The organism is Pseudomonas sp. 8209 (assembly GCF_028682105.1).
Lineage (GTDB): Bacteria > Pseudomonadota > Gammaproteobacteria > Pseudomonadales > Pseudomonadaceae > Aquipseudomonas > Aquipseudomonas palmensis.
In genome coordinates this window covers 12,193-31,720 of the sequence record NZ_JANIAH010000012.1, presented here as the reverse complement: position 1 = coordinate 31,720, position 19,528 = coordinate 12,193, and the positions used below count along the sequence as shown (strand labels likewise).

The window sequence follows — 19,528 nt, the reverse complement described above, 5'->3', positions numbered from 1 at the left end:
CCACCCTTAGTAAGTCCGGACTTTAGGCTCGAACGTCGGAACGGTTTTCGGCGAGAAGTTGACTGCACGCTTGGCAACCCGCTTTTCACCCGGGAAGTACAGGGTGTGGCACAGCCAGTTTTCGTCGTCACGGTCTTCGAAGTCTTCACGGGCGTGGGCACCGCGGGACTCTTTGCGCACTTCAGCAGCGATTGCAGTGGCTTCAGCGACTTCCAGCAGGTTCTGCAGCTCCAGCGCTTCGATACGCGCGGTGTTGAAGGCCTGGGACTTGTCGTTGATCTTGACGTTGGCGATACGCTCGCGCAGGCCAGCCAGCTGTTCGATACCCTTCTGCATGTATTCGCCGGTGCGGAATACGCCGAAGTAGTTCTGCATGCAGCTTTGCAGCTCGCGACGCAGGGTTGCCACGTCTTCGCCGTCGGTACGCTCGTTGAGCTTGTTCAGACGGTTCAGCGCGACTTCCACGTCGGTGTCGCTGGCGTCGCGGTATTCGATACCGTCGCTCAGGGCCTTTTCCAGGTGCAGGCCGGCCGCACGGCCGAACACCACCAGGTCGAGCAGCGAGTTGCCGCCCAGGCGGTTGGCGCCGTGAACCGATACGCAAGCCACTTCACCGACCGCGAACAGCCCTTCGATGATGGTGTCTTCGCCGTCGGCGTTCTGCGAGATCGCCTGGCCATGAATGTTGGTGGCAACGCCGCCCATCATGTAGTGGCAGGTTGGAACGACGGGTACGGGTGCAACGACCGGGTCGACGTGCGCGAAGGTCTTGGACAGCTCGCAGATGCCTGGCAGGCGGCTGTGCAGCACTTCCTCGCCCAGGTGGTCGAGCTTGAGCATCACGTGGTCGCCGTTCGGGCCACAGCCGTTGCCGGCGATGATCTCTTTGACCATGGAACGGGCCACAACGTCGCGACCGGCGAGGTCCTTGGCGTTTGGCGCGTAGCGCTCCATGAAACGCTCGCCGTGCTTGTTGATCAGGTAACCACCTTCACCACGGCAGCCTTCGGTAACCAGTACACCTGCGCCGGCGATGCCGGTCGGGTGGAACTGCCACATCTCGATGTCCTGCACCGGCACGCCGGCACGCAGGGCCATGCCGATACCGTCGCCGGTATTGATCAGGGCGTTGGTGGTGGAGGCGTAGATACGCCCTGCACCGCCGGTGGCCAGTACGGTGGCCTTGGCGCGAATGTAGACGGTCTCGCCGGTTTCGATGCAGATCGCGATCACGCCGACGAAGGCGCCGTCCTGGTTCTTGACCAGGTCAACCGCGTACCACTCGTTGAGGAAGGTGGTGCCGGCTTTCAGGTTGCCCTGATAGAGGGTGTGCAGCAGCGCGTGACCGGTACGGTCGGAAGCGGCGCAGGTACGGGCGGCCTGGCCACCTTTACCGTAGTCCTTGGACTGGCCACCGAACGGACGCTGGTAGATACGGCCGGTTTCGGTACGCGAGAACGGCAGACCCATGTGGTCCAGCTCGAACACCGCAGCCGGGCCTTCCTGACACATGTATTCGATAGCGTCCTGGTCACCGATGTAGTCGGAACCCTTGACGGTATCGTACATGTGCCAGCGCCAGTCATCGTTCGGGTCGGCCGAAGCGATGGCGCAGGTGATGCCACCCTGGGCCGATACGGTGTGCGAACGGGTCGGGAACACCTTGGTGATCACGGCGGTCTTGTGGCCGCCTTGAGCCAGCTGCAGCGCAGCGCGCATGCCGGCACCGCCACCACCAATGATGATGGCGTCGAAGGAAATCGTTGGAATGTTAGCCATGAATCAGATACCCCAGAGAATCTGCACACCCCAGACGAAGTACGCGAACATCGCGACACCACATACCGCCTGGAACAGGAAACGAACTGCAGTCGCCGACTTGCCCAGCGCCATCGGCGTCAGGTAGTCGGTGGCAATGGTCCACATGCCGACCCAGGCGTGAGCGCCCAGGGCAACGAGGGCCAGCAGACTGAAGATCCGCATCGCGTTATGGGAGAACAGGGCGTGCCACTGGGCATAGTCGATGCCAGGGTGCGCCACCAGGTAGCCGATCAGAAAAATGAAGTAAGCCGCGAGAACGACCGCAGAAACGCGCTGCGCCATCCAGTCATAGAGGCCCGAACGCGACAGGTTCGTGACATTAGTTACCATATCCAAACTCCCGCCAGAACGATCACCACCACGGAAATGGCGATAACGATTTTCGAGCCCAGTTTGCCGCCTTCCAGCGTCTCACCGATGCCCATGTCCATAATCAGATGGCGCACACCGGCAACCAGGTGATACAGCAAGGCGGACAGAAGGCCCCACGCCACGAATTTGGCCAGCGGACTGGTCAGGCATGCCTTCACCTCGGCAAAACCTTCCTCGGAACTCAGGGATTGGCTCAATGCGTACAGCATGATGCCCAGGCCCAGAAAGAGGATGATGCCGGAAACACGGTGAAGAAATGACGTAACGCCGGTAATGGGGAGTTTGATGGTCCTTAGGTCTAGGTTTACAGGTCGTTGGCTTTTCACGGCTTTTTTCACACTGAAGAGCCCCTAGCAAGCAGGGCAAAGTTGTTGGTAAGTGTACTGGTCAGGTACCCACCACCCAGGGAGTGACGACCCCAGAAAAGCGGGCTTTAAAGCCCCTGGCGGTCGGGTGCCGAGTATAGACAGTTAGGCTACTAATGACAACGTGAAGCCCTAGCCCAAATAGCGCATTGCCTTTGGCGAACAAAAGGCGTAAACGGGCCGCAATTTCGCGGAAAAACAGCGCCCAAAGCCCTTTACAACCGTGCTTTAGGCAAATTGACATTCGAATTTATCTCACTATAGTGGTGCGGGCCCTGCGTGGGGGGTCTGTCTGATGATTTCAAGCATTAATAGGAGGCCACATGGCTGACAAAAAAGCGCAGTTGGTCATCGAGGGCGCAGCCCCCGTCGAGCTGCCCATTTTAACCGGCACCGTTGGTCCCGATGTTATCGACGTTAGAGGGTTGGGGGCCACGGGTCACTTCACTTTCGACCCTGGTTTCATGGCGACCGCATCGTGCGAGTCCAAGATCACCTACATTGACGGCGACAAGGGCATCCTGCTGCATCGCGGCTACCCGATCGAACAGCTCGCCGAGCAATCCGACTACCTGGAAACCTGCTACCTGCTGCTCAACGGCGAACTGCCGAATGCCGAGCAGAAGGCTCAGTTCGTCAGCACCGTCAAAAATCACACCATGGTGCACGAGCAGTTGAAGTCGTTCTTCAACGGCTTCCGCCGCGACGCCCACCCGATGGCCGTCATGTGCGGCGTGGTTGGCGCCCTGTCGGCGTTCTATCACGACTCGCTGGACATCAATAACCCGCAGCACCGGGAAATCTCGGCCGTGCGCCTGGTCGCCAAGATGCCGACCCTGGCCGCGATGGTCTACAAGTACTCCATGGGCCAGCCCATGATGTACCCGCGCAACGACCTGACCTACGCCGAAAACTTCCTGCACATGATGTTCAACACCCCGTGCGAGATCAAACCGATCAGCCCGGTGCTGGCCAAGGCAATGGACCGGATCTTCATCCTCCACGCCGACCACGAACAGAATGCGTCGACCTCCACCGTACGCCTGGCGGGCTCCTCGGGCGCCAATCCGTTCGCCTGCATCGCTGCCGGCATCGCTGCACTGTGGGGCCCTGCCCACGGCGGCGCCAACGAAGCCGTGCTGACCATGCTCGACGAAATTGGCGATGTCTCGAACATCGACACCTTCATCGCCAAGGCCAAGGACAAGAACGACCCGTTCAAGCTGATGGGCTTCGGTCACCGCGTCTACAAGAACCGCGACCCGCGTGCCACCGTGATGAAGCAGACCTGCGACGAAGTGCTGCGCGAGCTGGGCATCACCAACGATCCGCAGCTGGAACTGGCCATGCGCCTGGAAGAGATCGCCCTGACCGATCCGTACTTCATCGAGCGCTCGCTGTACCCGAACGTCGACTTCTACTCGGGGATCATCCTCAAGGCGATCGGCATCCCTACCAGCATGTTCACCGTGATCTTCGCCCTGGCGCGGACCGTCGGCTGGATCTCGCACTGGAAGGAAATGCTCTCCAGCCCGTACAAGATTGGCCGTCCGCGCCAGCTGTACACCGGCTACGAGTCGCGTGACATCGTCAAACTGGAAGACCGCAAGTAAGCCAAACGGCTCGCCTGCAACAACAAGAAAGGCTGCCCTCGGGCAGCCTTTTTTGTTGCGTAACGCTTCATGCAGGAGGAGCAAGCCTTGGCGACCCCTACAGTTGAGGCATATTCCAGCCAACCATCAAACTGTTACGGTTTCTCCGCCCGCTCCTTCAACGCCTTGAGCGTATTGAACGGCGCATCCACCACGAACTTGTTCGCCACCATCGCTGGCACACTGCCGCCTGGCTCGGTGTGCACCTGGTATGTCACCTCGGTAGTGTCACCCTTGGGCACCAGCTTCCAGAAACCCTGCACTTCAGCCACCCGCACATAGCCTTTTTCTTCCGGCAGGTACTTGGGCACACCCTCCAGCTTGCGGGTCAGGCTGCCGTCGGCACCTTCGCTGGTGGTTACATGGATGATCGAATCGCGCGGGGTGACCGGCCACGGCGTATTGAACTGGGTGTAGGTCCAGCTCTGGTCACCCTCGTGCTTGAGCAGCTTCTGGCTCTTGCACTCGTGAATCCAGGCACAGGCCCCGGCCACGTCTTCCTGCAGCGCCCGGACCTTGGCCAGCGGCGCCTTGATGGTCGTCACGCCCTGATAGGCCTTGTAGTTCGAACCACTCACTTCGCTCAGCGATACCTTGATGCCATCCGCTTGCTTGGCAACCTTCCAGTCTTCAGCCTGCGCCACCGACATGAACATCGCACTCAGACCACAAATCACCGCTACCCGCTTCATCGAACCCATCGTGTTGTTTTCCTTGTTTGCGAAGTTCCACTCACTCAAGCCGCCGTCACTTGCTCCAGCCAACCGATGATCCTGATCGCCTCGTCGCGATCATTGCCGCAGGTGTCCACCTCCGCCTGGAAGCCCGAGCACACCGCCGGCCGTTCAGGCTGGCCGAACAGGCTGCAGAGGTTGTGCTCGGACAGTTGCACACAGCGTTCGCCAGCCGGCTTGCCGTGCGGCATGCCAGGAATGGGCGAGCTGATGGAAGGGGCAATGCAGCAAGCGCCACAGCCTTCACGGCAGTTCATGACGACATGGACCTCGGCCTAACAAATGATGGGTGAATGGGGATAGTAACCGCTAAAACAGGTGTTTGAAATTACCGCTCAGATGAAATATCGCCGCGCAGAATGTGACCGGCAGGTCGAGCAGCGTTTATTGCTTGAACTCGAAATCGATGGCTGCACCCTCAATGTCCTGACGGGCATCATTGCGCAACTGCAATTGCATTTCGTTGCTGATCAAGCGGCCATTGAGCTGGAACGGGCTGTCCGCGGCAGGCTTTTCTTCGAACAACGACGGCAGCAGCGGCCGTCGCACACGAACTTCCTCCTGACTGCTCGGCTGCAGGTCCTTGACCATCTCCGGGGGCAGGCTCAAATCCAGGCGCGCCTTGGGCAAGGGCGCGGCAATCACCTCGGAGGCCTTGCGCTTGCCCGACTTTACCGCCTTGGCCGGCGTCTTCCTGGGGTCGCCAGCCTTGGTCTTGGGTTGCGCCTTGGGCTTGGCCTGTGGCTTGGCACTCGCTTTTACCGGGGCCTGGGCCGAAGGCTTCCGGTCCGGTGCCGGGGCAGCCGACGCCTGTGCCAGCAGTATCGGCCCCGGTCCGGGCACAGCCAGTGCCGGGCCCGTTGCACACAGGCCCAGCGCACACAACATCACGGCAGCACAGCTCAACGCTTTCATAGGCAACGAGACGTATTCATGAGTCGCACATGCTCCCTGTTCCTGCAGTCGCTGGCAAGCCCGCGATCTAGAGGTATCCGCCCGAGGCGGTTTCCTGGCAAAGCTGATGGGCCAGCATCCCCAATGTCAGCAGCGCCCGCTCAGCCTCGCGGTTCCACGGAATGCCGCAGTTGAGGCGAATGCAGTGGTTGAACTGCTCCGTGTTACTGAAGATCAGCCCGGGCGCGATGCTGATGCCCTGCTGCAAGGCACGTACATGCAACTCCTGGGTGTTGACCCGCCCCGGCAGGCTGACCCACAGGATGAAGCCCCCGGTAGGCCGGCTCATCTGGGTGCCTTCCGGAAAGTGCTGCTGTACCGCCAGCTGGTAGGCACTGAGGTTCTTGCGATATTCCTGGCGAATGTAGCGCAGATGGCGGTCATAGCCACCATTTTCAAGGTAGGCCGCCACCCCCATCTGCGTCACGCTGCACGCCGAGTGCGTGGTAAAGGTCTGCAGTCGCTGAATTTCCTGCTGATAGTTGCCCGCGATCATCCAGCCGATACGCACCCCTGGCGACAGAGTCTTGGAAAAGCTCGAGCAATAGATCACCCGCCCCAGCCGGTCGAAGGCCTTGAGCGCCTTGGTGCGCCCTTGCTCGAACATCAGCTCGCCGTAGATATCGTCCTCGACGATCTGGATATTGAAATCCGAGGCCAGGCGCAGCAACTGCTTCTGGCGCTCCTCGGGAATGGTGCCGCCCAGCGGGTTGCTCAACCGCGCAGTCAGCACCAGCGCCTTGATCGACCACTGGTTGGCCGCCAGTTGCAGGGCCTCCAGGCTGATGCCGGTGGCCGGGTCGCTGGGGATCTCGATCACCTTGAGCCCCAGCAGGTCCGCCAGTTGCAGCAGCCCGTAATAGGTGGGCGACTCGGCGGCGATCAGGTCGCCTGGCCGGGTCAGCACCCGCAACGACATCTGCAGCGCATCGACGCAACCGTGGGTTACCACCACTTCGGACGGGTCGACCACCACCCCGGCGTCGCGCATGCGAATGGCGATCTGCCGGCGCAGCGGCTCGAAACCCGGGCTGAACATGTAGCTGAACGCGCGCGGGCTCTGGAACCGCGTGACCTTGGCCAGTTGCTGGTGCAGCGCGCGCACCGGCAGGTAGTCCACATGCGGAACCGCCGCCCCCAGCGGGAACACCCCATCACGCCGGGCTTCGGTCAGTACCTGCTGGATGATGCTGCTGCGCGTGACCAGCCCTGGACGCTCGACCCGCGCGATGTCCGGGGTCTGCGCAGTCAGGGCCGGGGTCTGGTGGACGTAGTAGCCCGATTGCGGCCGCGCGCGAATCAGCCCCTGGTCCTCGAGGTTGGCATAGGCCTGCAGCACGGTGGCATGGCTGACATTGAGCTGCGAGCTCATCTTGCGTACCGACGGTACGCGCTCACCGGGCTGATAGACGCCGCGACGGATGTCTTCCGCCAGTTGCTGGGCGATGCGCTGGTAGAGCAACAGATTGGTCATGGGACGGATCTCGAAACGCGGGCTATCTAATTGTTCTTGTACAGTCGGCGAAGAATACCGGAACAGTGCATAAGTGTACGGGCACAGATGCCAGAATAGTCGACTACACAGTTGTGTGACAGCGGCTTTTTCAAGCTTTGCGGCATAAAAAAACCGGTGACTATCACCGGTTTTTGTTTACCTCGACCTCAGCGCGGCGCGCCCAGGTGGCCTTTCTCGTCGGAAAACACGATCTCCACCCGACGGTTCTGCGCCCTGCCCCGCTCCGAGGCATTGGCCTCGATCGGGTACTGGTCGCCATAGCCTTCGACCTGGATGCGTTTTTCGTCGACGCCCAGGTCGACCAGCATGTCCGCCACGGCCTGCGCACGATCACGCGACAGCGTCAGGTTGTCCTCGGGAGTGCCGGTGCTGTCGGTATACCCCTCGATGCGCACAACGCGCCGGGGGTTGAGCTGCAGAAACTGCACCAGCTTGAGCACGGTACGGCTGGCGGAGTTCTTCAATTCGGCCTGCCCGGTATCGAACAGCACGTCACCCAGGGTCATCACCAGGCCACGGTCGCTCTGGGTCGTGGCCAGGCTGACGATCTGCGCCTCCAGCCATTTGCCCTGCTGCTGCACGCTGACCAGCTTGGCCTCGCGCAGGGCCAGCTGCAGGCGCTGGCGCTCCAGTTCGAGCTTGGCCAGGCGCTCCTGATTGAGCACCAGGTTGCTGTGCTCGCGGGCAATCTCGCTGTAGCGCTGACTCAGGTAGGCGTAATGGCGCACGTCCGCACCACTGCCCACGTAGCTGGACAACCGCTCGGCACGGGCCAGCGACTCGCCGGCGCGGATCACGTCACGCGGCGCACTGCGCAGCACATTGGAATCGTCCTTCACTGCCTGGAAACTGGCGGAAGCCTGGTCGAGGGCGGTTTCGCTGCGCTCGCTGGCGCAGCCCTGCAACCCCAGCACACCTGCACACAACACGGCCACCAAGGGCTTGATCGAACTCACTGTTGCTCCCCCAACTGCTTGCGCAGACGATTGACCCGCGATTGCAGCAGCGACAGCTGCTCCTGACTCTTGAGGGTCAGCACCCGGGCTTCGGCCAGCCGCGCATCAAGCTCGGCCTGCTCGGCGCGCAGCCGCGCATCACGGTACGACTCGCTGGCCATGTTGCTGCGGGCGCGGGCAAGCTTGTCTTCGGCCAGCTTCAGCTCGGCCACTTCGTCGGTGGCACCGACGGCCTTGGCCTGCTCCAGCGCCTGTTCGGACAGGCGCATCTGCTCGTGGGGCGCCGGGTCGGCAGCGCAACCGGCCAGGGCCAGTAACGCCATGGCAGCGAAAAGCGGTTGAGTTCTCACACAATCTTCCTACTGTTTGGGGGCGTCGAGCGGTTGCTGCAGCTGCGCCTTCCAGCGCTCGACATTGCGTTGCAGTACTGCCTGAGGCACGCCTGAGGCCGGCAATTCTGTCAGTTTTTTGGCCAGCTGTCCGCGCAACCAGGCGTCATTGCACGCCGAATTGTGCGACAGCGCCAGGTACAGCCCGGGGCGATCCAGCGGCAGGCCGCGGGCGATCAGGTCGTTGGCCATGCCAAGGGTCTGCGCCATGGCCATGCCGGCGTACCGCCCGGCCAGCACATAGTCGACCTGGCCAAGCAAAAGCTTCTGGAATGCCTGGGTCAGGTTCTGCGCCGGCGCCAGCTTCAACTGGTCCTTGGCAAACTGGGCGAACGCCGGGGTCAGCCTGGCCTTCTCCGAGATCGCGCCCTGGTGCTGGTGCAGATCGGCCAGGCCGTCGTAGGCCAGCGTGGAGTCGTGCCGGGTCCACACCAGGTAGTCGTTCTGCAGCAGCGCCGGGTGGATGAAGTCGACACGGGTCAGGTCTTCAGTGGCCAGCGGCGCATCCACCAGCAGGTCCATGCGTCCGCTGCGCACTTCATCCTGCGCCTCGTTGCGCTTGCCTGCGTACAGCACCTCGACCTTCAGCCCAAGCTCCGTCGCCACCTGCTTGAGCAGGTCGACGTTGGCGCCAATCAGGTGCCTGGGGTCCTGCGGGTCGCGCCAGGCATAGGGCGGCGCATCGGGGCTGCCGGTCGCCACCAGACGCTCGCACTTGCCCACCGCCAGCGCCGCCGTGGGCAAGCAGGCAAACCCCAGCAATCCTGCCATCGCCATTCGGCCAAGCCACCCCATGCACATGCCTCCCTTGCGTCGCGAAATAAAAAAGCCCGATCAAAAGACCGGGCTCTTTATAAGTGAAGCGGCTGGATTAAACCAGCTTCTCCAGCTCAGGTACGGCTTCGAACAGGTCGGCGACCAGGCCGTAGTCGGCCACCTGGAAGATCGGCGCCTCTTCGTCCTTGTTGATCGCAACGATCACCTTGGAGTCCTTCATGCCGGCCAGGTGCTGGATCGCGCCGGAGATACCGACGGCGATGTACAGCTGCGGCGCAACGATCTTGCCGGTCTGGCCGACCTGCATGTCGTTGGGCACGAAGCCTGCGTCGACCGCGGCGCGCGAAGCACCCACGGCGGCGCCGAGCTTGTCGGCCAGCGCGTACAGGTGCTTGAAGTTGTCACCGTTCTGCATGCCGCGACCGCCGGAAACGACGATCTTGGCAGCGGTCAGCTCAGGACGATCGGACTTGGCCAGCTCTTCGCCGACAAATGCCGACTTGCCCGCATCGTGGGCAGCGCCAACCGCTTCGACAGCAGCCGAACCACCTTCGGCGGCAACGGCGTCGAAGCCGGTGGCACGCACGGTGATGACCTTGACCGCAGCGCTCGATTGCACGGTGGCAATGGCGTTACCGGCGTAGATCGGACGCTTGAAGGTGTCCGCCGACTCGACCGCGATGATCTCGGAGATCTGGTCGACGTCCAGCAGCGCGGCAACGCGCGGCAGGATGTTCTTGCCGTTGGAGGTGGCTGGTGCCAGCACGTGGCTGTAGGCCTTGCCAAGCTCGGCCACCAGCGGCGCGACGTTTTCCGGCAGCTGGTGCGCATAGGCAGCGTTGTCGGCTACCAGCACCTTGGCCACGCCAGCGATTTTCGCGGCAGCTTCGGCAACGCCACCCACGTTCTGGCCAGCGACCAGTACGTGGATATCGCCACCGATTTTCGCGGCGGCAGCAACGGTGTTCAGGGTCGCCGGGGCAACGGCGCCGTTTTCGTGTTCAGCGATAACCAGGATAGTCATTTAGATTACCTTCGCCTCGTTCTTCAGTTTCTCGACCAGTTCAGCCACCGACTTGACCTTGATACCAGCGCTGCGTGCAGCTGGCGCTTCGACTTTCAGGGTCTTGTTGGTAGAGGCGGTGGAAACGCCCAGCGCGTCCGGAGTCACAGTCTCCAGCGGCTTCTTCTTGGCCTTCATGATGTTCGGCAGCGACGCATAGCGCGGCTCGTTCAGACGCAGGTCGGTGGTCACGATCGCCGGCAGGTTCAGAGCAACGGTCTGCAGGCCGCCATCGATTTCACGGGTGACGTTGACCTTGTCGCCGGCCACTTCCACCTTGGAGGCGAAAGTACCCTGGGCATAACCGGTCAGCGCAGCCAGCATCTGGCCGGTCTGGTTGTTGTCGCTGTCGATGGCCTGCTTGCCAAGGATGACCAGTTGCGGCTGCTCCTTGTCGACCACAGCCTTGAGCAGCTTGGCCACGGCCAGCGAGGTCAGCTCTTCAGCCGACTCGACCAGCACGGCGCGGTCGGCACCCAGTGCCAGGGCGGTACGCAGCTGCTCCTGGGCAGTGGCCGGGCCGACGGTAACGACGACGATTTCGCTCGCCACGCCCTTCTCTTTCAGGCGCACGGCTTCTTCTACGGCGATTTCGCAGAAGGGGTTCATGGACATCTTGACGTTAGCAAGGTCTACGCCGGAGTTGTCCGCCTTGACGCGAACCTTGACGTTATAGTCGACCACTCGTTTGACAGCTACAAGAACCTTCATGGATTCCTCGTTACTCTCCGGTGAAAAGAATGTCGCCTGGGCAGAACCGGGCGATTGCGCGTGGGTACAAGGGCACCTCCAAAAACGAACGCGAGCAGGTGAAATTCAACTGACTGTGCAGTCTGTTCTCGACGCTTGCGCGCAAAACCCGTGGGTCATTGTTTGTCGTGGCGTGTAAACTCCACTACAAAGGCGGGTCCTGGCGTAACTGCCCTGCTTTTTGCCTGGTTTTTAGGGGTGCTCCTGCATCCGACGGTCAGCCTACGGCGAGCGTAAAACCGCCCGTATCTTGACCGTAACGCCCAATCCGGTCAATACGGCAAACCAGCCAGCTTCAAGCCGTGCGTCTTTGATTTTACTGGGCTGCGGCAAATTCAAACAAACGTTTGTATTGGACCTCGCAAGTGGTGTAGATATAATGCGCGGCCAAGAGAAAGCGGTGTAGTCCGTCATCACCCGAGCTACACACCCGGGTACTTCGAAATGACCGCCTGACACCCGCCAACAAAGAAAAACCGATGAGCCTTGAGTAGGAGAGAACCTGTGGAACGCGAATACATGGAATTCGACGTGGTCATCGTCGGCGCTGGCCCGGCAGGCCTGTCCGCCGCCTGCCGACTGAAGCAGAAGGCCGCCGAAGCCGGTAATGAAATCAGCGTCTGCGTGGTCGAGAAAGGCTCCGAGGTCGGTGCACACATTCTCTCCGGTGCGGTGTTCGAGCCGCGTGCCCTGAACGAACTGTTCCCGGACTGGAAAGAACTCGGCGCGCCACTGAACACCGAGGTCAAGCGCGACGACATCTACGTGCTGCGCGACGCCAGCAGCTCGGTCAAGGTGCCCGATCTGTTCGTGCCCAAGACCATGCACAACGAAGGCAACTACATCATCTCGCTGGGCAACCTGTGCCGCTGGCTGGCCCAGCAGGCCGAGAACCTGGGCGTGGAAGTCTACCCAGGCTTCGCTGCCCAGGAAGCGCTGTTCGATGAAAACGGCGTGGTCCGCGGGATCATCACCGGCGACCTGGGTGTCGACCGCGAAGGCAACCCCAAGGAAGGCGTATACACCCCCGGCATGGAACTGCGCGGCAAGTACACGCTGTTCGCCGAAGGCTGCCGTGGGCATATCGGCAAGCAACTGATCAAGCGCTTCGACCTGGACAACGCCAGCGACGTGCAGCACTACGGCATCGGCCTCAAGGAAATCTGGGAAATCGACCCGGCCAAGCACCAGCAAGGCCTGGTGATCCACACCGCCGGCTGGCCGCTGGACGTGATGAGCACCGAGAACACCGGCGGCTCGTTCCTGTATCACCTGGAAAACAACCAAGTGGTGGTCGGCCTGATCGTCGACCTGTCGTATGCCAACGCCTACCTCTCCCCGTTCGACGAGTTCCAGCGCCTCAAGCACCACCCGGTGCTCGCCCAGTACCTGGAGGGTGGCAAGCGCATCAGCTATGGCGCCCGTGCCCTGGCCAAGGGCGGCCTGAACTCGCTGCCGAAAATGGTATTCAAGGGCGGCGCGCTGATCGGCTGCGACCTGGGCACCATGAACGTGGCCAAGATCAAGGGCAGCCACACCGCCATGAAGTCCGGCATGCTCGCAGCCGAAGCGGTGGCCGATGCGCTGCTGGCCGGTAGCGAGGGTGGCGACGAACTGACCGCCTACGTCGACGGCTTCAAGGCCAGCTGGCTGTACGAAGAACTGTTCGCCAGCCGCAACTTCGGCCCGGCGATGCACAAGTTCGGCCCGATGCTCGGCGCGGCATTCAACTATGTCGACCAGAACTGGTTCGGCGGCAAGCTGCCGTTCACCCTGCACGACACCAAGCCGGACTACGCCTGCCTCAAGCTGGCGGCCGACTCGAAGAAGATCGATTACCCCAAGCCCGATGGCAAGTTGAGCTTCGACAAGCTGAGCTCGGTGTTCCTCTCCAGCACCAACCATGAAGAAGAGCAGCCGTGCCACCTGAAGCTGACCGACCCGAGCATCCCGATCGGCACCAACCTGCCGTTGTACGACGAACCGGCGCAGCGCTACTGCCCGGCCGGCGTATACGAGGTGATCAGCCAGGAAGACGGCAGCAAGCGCTTCCAGATCAACGCCCAGAACTGCGTGCACTGCAAGACCTGTGACATCAAGGACCCTTCGCAGAACATCACCTGGGTGACCCCGGAAGGTGCTGGCGGCCCGACTTACCCGAACATGTAAGTACCGCCCACAAAAAAAGCCCCCACGCCTTGCGGCGCTGGGGGCTTTTCCGTGAAGGCGTTCGAGCAAACGGTCTCACACCTTCGCCAACACCAGTTCATCCCCGGCCCGCAGGTCCTCTCGCGCACTGAAGTACACCGCCGTGAGCAGGCCCACCGTGCCCATCAGCAGGCAGAACCCCACACACACCCATGGGCTCCACGGCATCAGCGCAATCAGCATAAGCGGCGTGGTGCTGGCCCACAGCGCATAGGCCAGGTTGTAGGTAAAGGAAATCCCCGACACGCGAATGGCCGGCGGAAACAGCCCGACCATCACCGACGGCACCACCCCCACCACACCACAGGCCAGCCCTGCCAGCGCATAGGCCACCCCGGTCCAGCCCCAGCCGCCGATCAGGCTGGCATACAGCGCCCCCACTCCCAACGGCAGCAACAGGCTGTAGACCATCAGCGCGCGCCAGGCACCTACCCGGTCCACCAGCAAGCCGGCCAGCACGCAACCGATGTTCAAGAACACGATACCCAGCGCGCTCAGGGCGAAGGTGTCGGCCGCGCTCATGCCGAAGCGCTGCTGCATCACCGTCGGGGTAATCACCACCAGCACCACCACCGCCGAGGTCAGCACGCAGGTCAGCAGGGCCGCCGGCACCAGCGCGCGGCGGTGCTCGCGCAGCACCGTGCGCAGCGGGAAGGCCACCGGTTGTTCACGCCGCTCGCGCAGCGCCAGGAACACCGGCGTCTCGCTCAGCCAGCGGCGCAGCCACACCCCGATCACGCCGAACACCCCGCCCAGCAAGAATGGATAGCGCCAGGCGTAGTCCAGAATCTCCTGGGCGGTGAACACCTGGGCCAGCGCCGTGGCGGTCAGCGCGCCCAGCAGGTAGCCGAACGTCAGCCCGGCCTGCAGAAAACCCAGCGCATAGCCCCGCCGCCCGGCCGGCGCATGCTCGGCGACGAAGGTCCAGGCACTTGGCACCTCGCCGCCCACCGCCGCGCCCTGCAGAATGCGCAGGCCCAGCAGGATCAGCGGCGCCGCGTAGCCGATGTCGGCATAGGTCGGCATCACCCCGATCAGCAGGCACGGCAGCGCCATCATCAGGATGCTCAGGCTGAAGACCTTCTTGCGCCCCAGGTGATCGGCAAAATGCGCCATCAGGATGCCGCCCAGCGGCCGCGCCAGGTACCCGGTGACGAAGATCCCGAAGCTCTGCAGCAGACGCAGCCACTCCGGCATCTCGGGCGGGAAGAACAGCTGGCTCAGGGTCAGCGCGAAGAACACGAAGATGATGAAATCGTAGATCTCCAGCGCACCGCCCAGCGCCGCCAGGCCCAGGGTCTTGTGGTCGTCGCGCGAAAGCCGCAGCGGGCGCGCAGGGTTGGTGGCAGTCATAAAGGCATCCGCTTCGATAGGCTCACTGCGCGCAGCAAGGCGCGCCAGGACAGGCGCAGAGCATACCAAAAAGCGGCGAACGGCTCAGGCCTCGCGAGGGAACACCGTATGCCCCATGTTCAGGCGGCGCATGGGGGGCGCGTTACCAGCAGGCCTGTACCCGGGGTTGGGCAACTGCCCCAGCAGCAGTGGGGCATCGATGATAGCCATGAAGGACTGCAGGGCCTCGTTGTCGGGCACCTTGGGCAGGCTGACGCTCACCGCCTGACGCTGGCCAGCAGGCACCGCAGGTACGCGAAGGTGTTGCGACTCATACAGCAGCACATGCTGGATCTGCGTACTCACGCGACAGAACCGCTCCAGATCGACCCCCACGTGGCTGGCCAGGTCGATATTTCCGACCAGCAGACTGAACGGCAAAAGCGCGTTCTGCACCAGGCGCTGCAGGTCGTCGAAGGTCTCGACAGGGGCAATCCGGTAATACCCCAGGCCGTTGAGCATCTTCTCCAACTGCAGCAGTTGGATGGGGTGCTCATCGGCAATCAGGATTCGCATGGACTTGTCGGGCATCGGAAGGGCCTGGATAGAGAGCATGGAAGACATTCCTTGACCGCTACTACGCCACGATAAACCTCAGGCTGCGACAGGCATTACGTCAGGTGACGGATCTGATAGATAGTTGTAGGGAAATGCCGGGAAATCAAGGCGCAGCCTCAATTGTTTGTTGCTGACCAGTGCATCAGACGGAATTTTGGCGCATCCGCGCCCGGCAATGCTTCATGGCATTGACGATATTTTTTTCCACCAGACTGCGAGAAATTCCGAGTCTTTCGGCAATTTGCTGGTGAGAAAGCCCCTCGAGCTTGCGTAGAAGGAAACTGTCCCGGCACCCAGGACTTAGTTCCCCCAACGCCTGCTGCATCAGCTCCAGTCGGCGATCCATGTCCATGCGCTGGCAGGGCGCCGGCGAACGGAATGCCTCGTCGGTGTCGAGCACTTCCAGCGGCTCGTTGTGCCGCACCTGACTACGCCGATGGTCGTCGATCACCAGATTCAGCGCGGTACGGTAGAGAAAGGCCCGCGGATACTCGATCTGCTGTTCGCCATGTCGCTCGAGCACTCGCACATAAGCGTCGTGGGCCACGTCCTCGGCCGCCTGGCGACTGCCCAGCCGAACACACAGAAAGCTCACCAGTTCGCGATAGTAGTTTTCCAAAACGACACCTGGCCAGGATTCGGCGCTAAAGCGCCGAGAATGGAGAATCAGGGTGAAGCCAGTAGGCAACAATACAAATTATTATTATTCTCAGCAACCTCCGTCACGCCTCGCAGATTACCCGATTGCACGGCCTGCGACCCTGAATGTGCGCCGGTAAATTCCTGTGCATATAGCTCGTCTAACGAGGAGCCCCCGTGCCTGCGCTGTCTACGCCAGCAACTCGCGGGTCAACCCTTCTGGCTGGAAGCCCGCATGACACGTCTTACGAAAAATCGCCGCCTGTTGCTTTGCGGCCTCGGCCTGCTCGCCGCCGGCAGCCTGGCGGCCTGGCAAACCCTGCCATTGGGTGGTGAGCCCTCGAACACCATCAAGGTCACCCGCGCCGACATCGAAAGCAGCGTGACAGCACTCGGCACCCTGCAGCCACGCCGCTATGTCGATGTCGGCGCCCAGGCCTCGGGACAGATCCGCAAGTTGCATGTGGAAACCGGAGACCACGTCGAGGAAGGCCAACTGCTGGTCGAGATCGACCCTTCGACCCAGAAGGCACGCCTCGATGCAGGCCGCTATTCGATCGAGAACCTCAAGGCCCAGCTGCAGGAGCAGCGCGCCCAGTACACCCTGGCCGAGCATCAGCTCAAGCGCCAGCAGCAACTGGCCGCCAGCGGCGCTACCCGCGAAGAGGATGTGCAGACCGCACAGGCACAACTGAAAGTCACCCAGGCACGCATCGGCATGTTCCAGGCGCAGATCCTGCAGGCCCAGGCCAGCCTGCGCAGCGACGAGGCAGAGCTGGGCTACACGCGTATCTACGCGCCGATGTCCGGCACGGTGGTCGCCGTGGATGCGCGTGAGGGCCAGACACTCAACGCGCAGCAGCAAACACCGCTGATCCTGCGCATCGCCAAGCTGTCGCCGATGACCGTATGGGCTGAGGTCTCGGAGGCCGACATTGGCAACGTCAAACCCGGCATGCAGGCCTACTTCACCACCCTGGCCGGCGGCAAGCGCCGCTGGAGCAGCACCGTGCGCCAGATCCTGCCGGTACCGCCCAAGCCGCTCGACCAGATCAGCCAGGGCGGTGGCAGCCCCACCAGCTCCAGCGCCTCCGGCGGTGGGGGCAAGGTCGTGCTGTATACCGTCCTGCTGGACGTGGACAACGTCGACAATTCCCTGATGGCGGAAATGACCGCCCAGGTGTTCTTCGTCGCCGGCCAGGCCAGCAACGTGCTCACTGCCCCGATCGTGGCGCTGGAGCCCGATGCCCGGCAAAACGACATGCGCCTGGTCCAGGTACTGCACCCCAACGGCAAGGTCGAGCAACGCCAGGTTCGCGCCGGCCTCAGCGATCGCCTGCGCGTGCAGATCCTCGAAGGCCTGGCCGAGGGCGACACCCTGCTGATCGGCGCGCCCGCCGCCAGTGGAGGCTGAATGTCCACGCCCCTGATCGAACTGCGCGACATACGCAAATCCTACGGCGGCATCGACACGCCCAAGGTCGAGGTGGTACGCGGTATCAGCCTGGCCATCCAGCCCGGTGAGTTCGTTGCCATCGTCGGGGCTTCGGGCTCGGGCAAGTCGACCCTGATGAACATCCTGGGCTGCCTCGACCGCCCCACCAGCGGCCAGTACTACTTTGCCGGCAAGGATGTCGCCGAACTGGACAGCGACGAACTGGCCTGGATCCGTCGCGAAGCCTTCGGCTTCGTGTTCCAGGGCTACCACCTGATCGCCTCCGGGTCGGCCCAGGAAAACGTCGAGATGCCGGCAATCTACGCCGGTACCCCTGCCGCCGAGCGCCATGCCCGCGCGGCCGGGCTGCTGGCCCGACTGGGCCTGGCCACCCGCACGGGCAACCGTCCGCACCAGCTGTCCGGCGGTCAGCAACAACGCGTCTCGATTGCCCGCGCGCTGATGAACGGCGGCCACATCATCCTGGCCGACGAACCCACCGGCGCCCTCGACAGCCAGAGCGGCGCCGAAGTGATGAGCCTGCTCGACGAACTGGCAGGCCAGGGCCACGTCGTGATCCTGATCACCCATGACCGCGAAGTCGCCGCGCGCGCCAAGCGCATCATCGAGATCCGCGACGGCCTGATCCTAAGCGACTCGGCCAACGCGGCGGCGCCAGCGCGCGCAGCGGTGGCCAGCCTGAATGCAGACGACCTGCGCCAGCGCCTGGACCGCGGCGCCACCCAGAGCGGGGCCTGGAAAGGCGAGCTCATCGAAGCCCTGCAGGCCGCCTGGCGCCTGATGTGGATCAACCGCTTCCGCACCGCCCTGACCCTGCTCGGCATCGTCATCGGCGTGGCCTCGGTGGTGGTGATGCTGGCCGTCGGCGAAGGCAGCAAGCGCCAGGTCATGGCGCAGATGGCCGCCTTCGGCTCCAACATCCTTTACCTCAGCGGCAGCGAGCCGACGCACAACGCCCCCGCCGGGGTGGTGACCCTCGACGATGTGGCAGCAGTGGCGCAGTTACCACAGGTGAAGATGATCATGCCGGTCATCGGCAGCGAACTGACGGTGCGTTACGGCAACAGCAACCAGCGCTTCTACGTCGGCGGCAACAACACCCACTTCCCCGAGATCTTCAACTGGCCGGTGGTCGAAGGCAGCTTTTTCACCGACGCTGACGAACATGCTGCCGCAGCCGTCGCGGTGATCGGTCACAAGGTCAGGGAAAAACTCCTCAAGGATGCCGGCGACCCTATTGGCCAGTACATCCTGATCGGCAACGTGCCCTTCCAGGTCATCGGCATACTCGCCGAAAAAGGTTCCAGCTCCGGCAACCAGGACAGCGATGGCCGCATCGTGGTGCCCTACTCCGCCGCTGCCGTGCGCCTGTTCGGCAGCCGCGATCCGGAGTACGTCACCATCGGCGCCGTCGACTCGGGCCGGGTCAAGGAAACCGAGCAGGCCATCGATCACCTGATGCGCCGCCTGCACAACGGCAAGCATGATTTCGAGCTGACCAACGATGCGGCGCTGATCCAGGCCGAGGCCCGCACCCAGAACACCCTGTCGCTGATGCTGGGCGCAATCGCAGCCATTTCGCTGCTGGTGGGTGGCATCGGGGTGATGAACATCATGCTGATGACCGTGCGCGAACGCACTCGCGAAATCGGCATCCGCATGGCCACCGGCGCCCGCCAGCGCGACATCCTGCGCCAGTTCCTCAGCGAAGCGGTGCTGCTGTCGATGGTCGGTGGCATCACCGGCATTGCCCTGGCGCTGTTGATCGGCGGCGGCCTGCTACTGGCCGACATTGCCGTGGCCTTTACCCTGGGCGCCATGCTTGGCGCATTCACCTGCGCGGTCATCACCGGCGTGGTATTCGGTTTCATGCCCGCACGCAAAGCCGCCCGTCTCGATCCGGTCAAGGCCCTCACCAGTGAATGA

19 protein-coding genes are annotated in these 19,528 nt (G+C 62.6%); 4 read left to right on the top strand and 15 right to left on the bottom strand.

Annotation, left to right across the window (positions count from 1 at the left end):
* Window positions 1-6: 6 nt before the first annotated feature.
* From sdhA to sdhC, 3 genes are read right to left on the bottom strand one after another with little or no spacing between them, the layout of a single operon-like run.
* On the bottom strand, window positions 7-1,779 hold the full coding sequence (gene sdhA / locus NP552_RS23030; protein WP_043863139.1) for a succinate dehydrogenase flavoprotein subunit: 1,773 nt from the start codon (window positions 1,777-1,779) through the stop codon (window positions 7-9).
* A gap of 3 nt (window positions 1,780-1,782) precedes the next feature.
* Entirely contained in the window at window positions 1,783-2,151 is a 369-nt protein-coding gene (gene sdhD / locus NP552_RS23025) for a succinate dehydrogenase, hydrophobic membrane anchor protein (protein WP_043863140.1), read from the bottom strand.
* Window positions 2,145-2,531 carry a succinate dehydrogenase, cytochrome b556 subunit gene (gene sdhC, locus NP552_RS23020; RefSeq protein WP_088515660.1) on the bottom strand — a complete coding sequence of 129 codons (387 nt, stop codon included), beginning with the start codon at window positions 2,529-2,531 and terminating at the stop codon, window positions 2,145-2,147. Before sdhC ends, sdhD begins: the two co-directional genes overlap by 7 nt.
* A 350-nt stretch (window positions 2,532-2,881) precedes the next feature.
* Between sdhC and gltA the strand changes: the two genes are divergently transcribed.
* Window positions 2,882-4,171, top strand: coding sequence for a citrate synthase (gene gltA / locus NP552_RS23015; RefSeq protein WP_043863142.1), 1,290 nt, complete (start codon window positions 2,882-2,884; stop codon window positions 4,169-4,171).
* Window positions 4,172-4,305: 134 nt separating this feature from the next.
* Here gltA and NP552_RS23010 read toward each other — a convergent pair whose 3' ends face one another.
* The 9 genes from NP552_RS23010 to NP552_RS22970 all read right to left on the bottom strand — a co-directional run bounded on the left by NP552_RS23010 (window position 4,306) and on the right by NP552_RS22970 (window position 11,310).
* Window positions 4,306-4,911, bottom strand: a complete 606-nt coding sequence (locus NP552_RS23010; RefSeq protein ID WP_058541861.1) for an START domain-containing protein — start codon at window positions 4,909-4,911, stop codon at window positions 4,306-4,308.
* A 35-nt stretch (window positions 4,912-4,946) separates the two neighbouring features.
* Window positions 4,947-5,201 carry a YkgJ family cysteine cluster protein gene (locus NP552_RS23005; protein WP_043863144.1) on the bottom strand — a complete coding sequence of 85 codons (255 nt, stop codon included), beginning with the start codon at window positions 5,199-5,201 and terminating at the stop codon, window positions 4,947-4,949.
* 127 nt (window positions 5,202-5,328) lie between these two features.
* Entirely contained in the window at window positions 5,329-5,859 is a 531-nt protein-coding gene (locus tag NP552_RS23000; RefSeq protein ID WP_236176409.1) for a translation initiation factor 2, read from the bottom strand.
* Between the two features lie 67 nt (window positions 5,860-5,926).
* Window positions 5,927-7,372 (bottom strand): aminotransferase-like domain-containing protein, encoded by a 1,446-nt coding sequence (locus NP552_RS22995; protein ID WP_043863146.1) that lies wholly within the window; start codon window positions 7,370-7,372, stop codon window positions 5,927-5,929.
* 188 nt (window positions 7,373-7,560) lie between these two features.
* Complete coding sequence (locus NP552_RS22990) at window positions 7,561-8,370, bottom strand: OmpA family protein (protein WP_274097194.1); 810 nt, start codon at window positions 8,368-8,370, stop codon at window positions 7,561-7,563.
* On the bottom strand, window positions 8,367-8,720 hold the full coding sequence (locus NP552_RS22985; RefSeq protein ID WP_043863148.1) for a DUF4398 domain-containing protein: 354 nt from the start codon (window positions 8,718-8,720) through the stop codon (window positions 8,367-8,369). Before NP552_RS22985 ends, NP552_RS22990 begins: the two co-directional genes overlap by 4 nt.
* A gap of 9 nt (window positions 8,721-8,729) precedes the next feature.
* The gene (locus NP552_RS22980) at window positions 8,730-9,536 is read right to left on the bottom strand and encodes a substrate-binding periplasmic protein (RefSeq protein ID WP_244988700.1); all 807 of its coding nucleotides are present in this window, start codon (window positions 9,534-9,536) and stop codon (window positions 8,730-8,732) included.
* 94 nt (window positions 9,537-9,630) lie between these two features.
* Window positions 9,631-10,560, bottom strand: coding sequence for an electron transfer flavoprotein subunit alpha/FixB family protein (locus tag NP552_RS22975; protein WP_043863150.1), 930 nt, complete (start codon window positions 10,558-10,560; stop codon window positions 9,631-9,633).
* Window positions 10,561-11,310 carry an electron transfer flavoprotein subunit beta/FixA family protein gene (locus NP552_RS22970; RefSeq protein WP_043863151.1) on the bottom strand — a complete coding sequence of 250 codons (750 nt, stop codon included), beginning with the start codon at window positions 11,308-11,310 and terminating at the stop codon, window positions 10,561-10,563.
* 543 nt (window positions 11,311-11,853) lie between these two features.
* Between NP552_RS22970 and NP552_RS22965 the strand changes: the two genes are divergently transcribed.
* On the top strand, window positions 11,854-13,518 hold the full coding sequence (locus NP552_RS22965; RefSeq protein ID WP_043863152.1) for an electron transfer flavoprotein-ubiquinone oxidoreductase: 1,665 nt from the start codon (window positions 11,854-11,856) through the stop codon (window positions 13,516-13,518).
* 75 nt (window positions 13,519-13,593) lie between these two features.
* Here NP552_RS22965 and NP552_RS22960 read toward each other — a convergent pair whose 3' ends face one another.
* The 3 genes from NP552_RS22960 to NP552_RS22950 form a co-directional block, all read right to left on the bottom strand.
* A complete protein-coding gene (locus tag NP552_RS22960; protein ID WP_104572884.1) occupies window positions 13,594-14,910 on the bottom strand; it encodes an MFS transporter in 1,317 nt (438 codons plus the stop codon).
* 84 nt (window positions 14,911-14,994) lie between these two features.
* A complete protein-coding gene (locus NP552_RS22955) occupies window positions 14,995-15,480 on the bottom strand; it encodes a histidine kinase (protein WP_104572885.1) in 486 nt (161 codons plus the stop codon).
* A 169-nt stretch (window positions 15,481-15,649) separates the two neighbouring features.
* Entirely contained in the window at window positions 15,650-16,126 is a 477-nt protein-coding gene (locus NP552_RS22950) for a sigma-70 family RNA polymerase sigma factor (protein ID WP_104572886.1), read from the bottom strand.
* 255 nt (window positions 16,127-16,381) lie between these two features.
* On the opposite strand from NP552_RS22950, the gene NP552_RS22945 reads away from it, so the two are divergent.
* The gene (locus tag NP552_RS22945; protein WP_104572887.1) at window positions 16,382-17,560 is read left to right on the top strand and encodes an efflux RND transporter periplasmic adaptor subunit; all 1,179 of its coding nucleotides are present in this window, start codon (window positions 16,382-16,384) and stop codon (window positions 17,558-17,560) included.
* Complete coding sequence (locus NP552_RS22940) at window positions 17,561-19,528, top strand: MacB family efflux pump subunit (protein WP_104572888.1); 1,968 nt, start codon at window positions 17,561-17,563, stop codon at window positions 19,526-19,528.

What these genes read in the sequence shown, in the direction of transcription:
- sdhA (WP_043863139.1), bottom strand. Translation starts at nt 1,779, where the DNA reads ATGGCTAACATTCCAACGATTTCCTTCGACGCCATCATCATTGGTGGT.
- sdhD (WP_043863140.1), bottom strand. Translation starts at nt 2,151, where the DNA reads ATGGTAACTAATGTCACGAACCTGTCGCGTTCGGGCCTCTATGACTGG.
- gltA (WP_043863142.1), top strand. Translation starts at nt 2,882, where the DNA reads ATGGCTGACAAAAAAGCGCAGTTGGTCATCGAGGGCGCAGCCCCCGTC.
- NP552_RS23010 (WP_058541861.1), bottom strand. Translation starts at nt 4,911, where the DNA reads ATGGGTTCGATGAAGCGGGTAGCGGTGATTTGTGGTCTGAGTGCGATG.
- NP552_RS23005 (WP_043863144.1), bottom strand. Translation starts at nt 5,201, where the DNA reads ATGAACTGCCGTGAAGGCTGTGGCGCTTGCTGCATTGCCCCTTCCATC.
- NP552_RS23000 (WP_236176409.1), bottom strand. Translation starts at nt 5,859, where the DNA reads ATGAAAGCGTTGAGCTGTGCTGCCGTGATGTTGTGTGCGCTGGGCCTG.
- NP552_RS22995 (WP_043863146.1), bottom strand. Translation starts at nt 7,372, where the DNA reads ATGACCAATCTGTTGCTCTACCAGCGCATCGCCCAGCAACTGGCGGAA.
- NP552_RS22980 (WP_244988700.1), bottom strand. Translation starts at nt 9,536, where the DNA reads ATGGCGATGGCAGGATTGCTGGGGTTTGCCTGCTTGCCCACGGCGGCG.
- NP552_RS22975 (WP_043863150.1), bottom strand. Translation starts at nt 10,560, where the DNA reads ATGACTATCCTGGTTATCGCTGAACACGAAAACGGCGCCGTTGCCCCG.
- NP552_RS22970 (WP_043863151.1), bottom strand. Translation starts at nt 11,310, where the DNA reads ATGAAGGTTCTTGTAGCTGTCAAACGAGTGGTCGACTATAACGTCAAG.
- NP552_RS22960 (WP_104572884.1), bottom strand. Translation starts at nt 14,910, where the DNA reads ATGACTGCCACCAACCCTGCGCGCCCGCTGCGGCTTTCGCGCGACGAC.
- NP552_RS22955 (WP_104572885.1), bottom strand. Translation starts at nt 15,480, where the DNA reads ATGCCCGACAAGTCCATGCGAATCCTGATTGCCGATGAGCACCCCATC.
- NP552_RS22945 (WP_104572887.1), top strand. Translation starts at nt 16,382, where the DNA reads ATGACACGTCTTACGAAAAATCGCCGCCTGTTGCTTTGCGGCCTCGGC.
- NP552_RS22940 (WP_104572888.1), top strand. Translation starts at nt 17,561, where the DNA reads ATGTCCACGCCCCTGATCGAACTGCGCGACATACGCAAATCCTACGGC.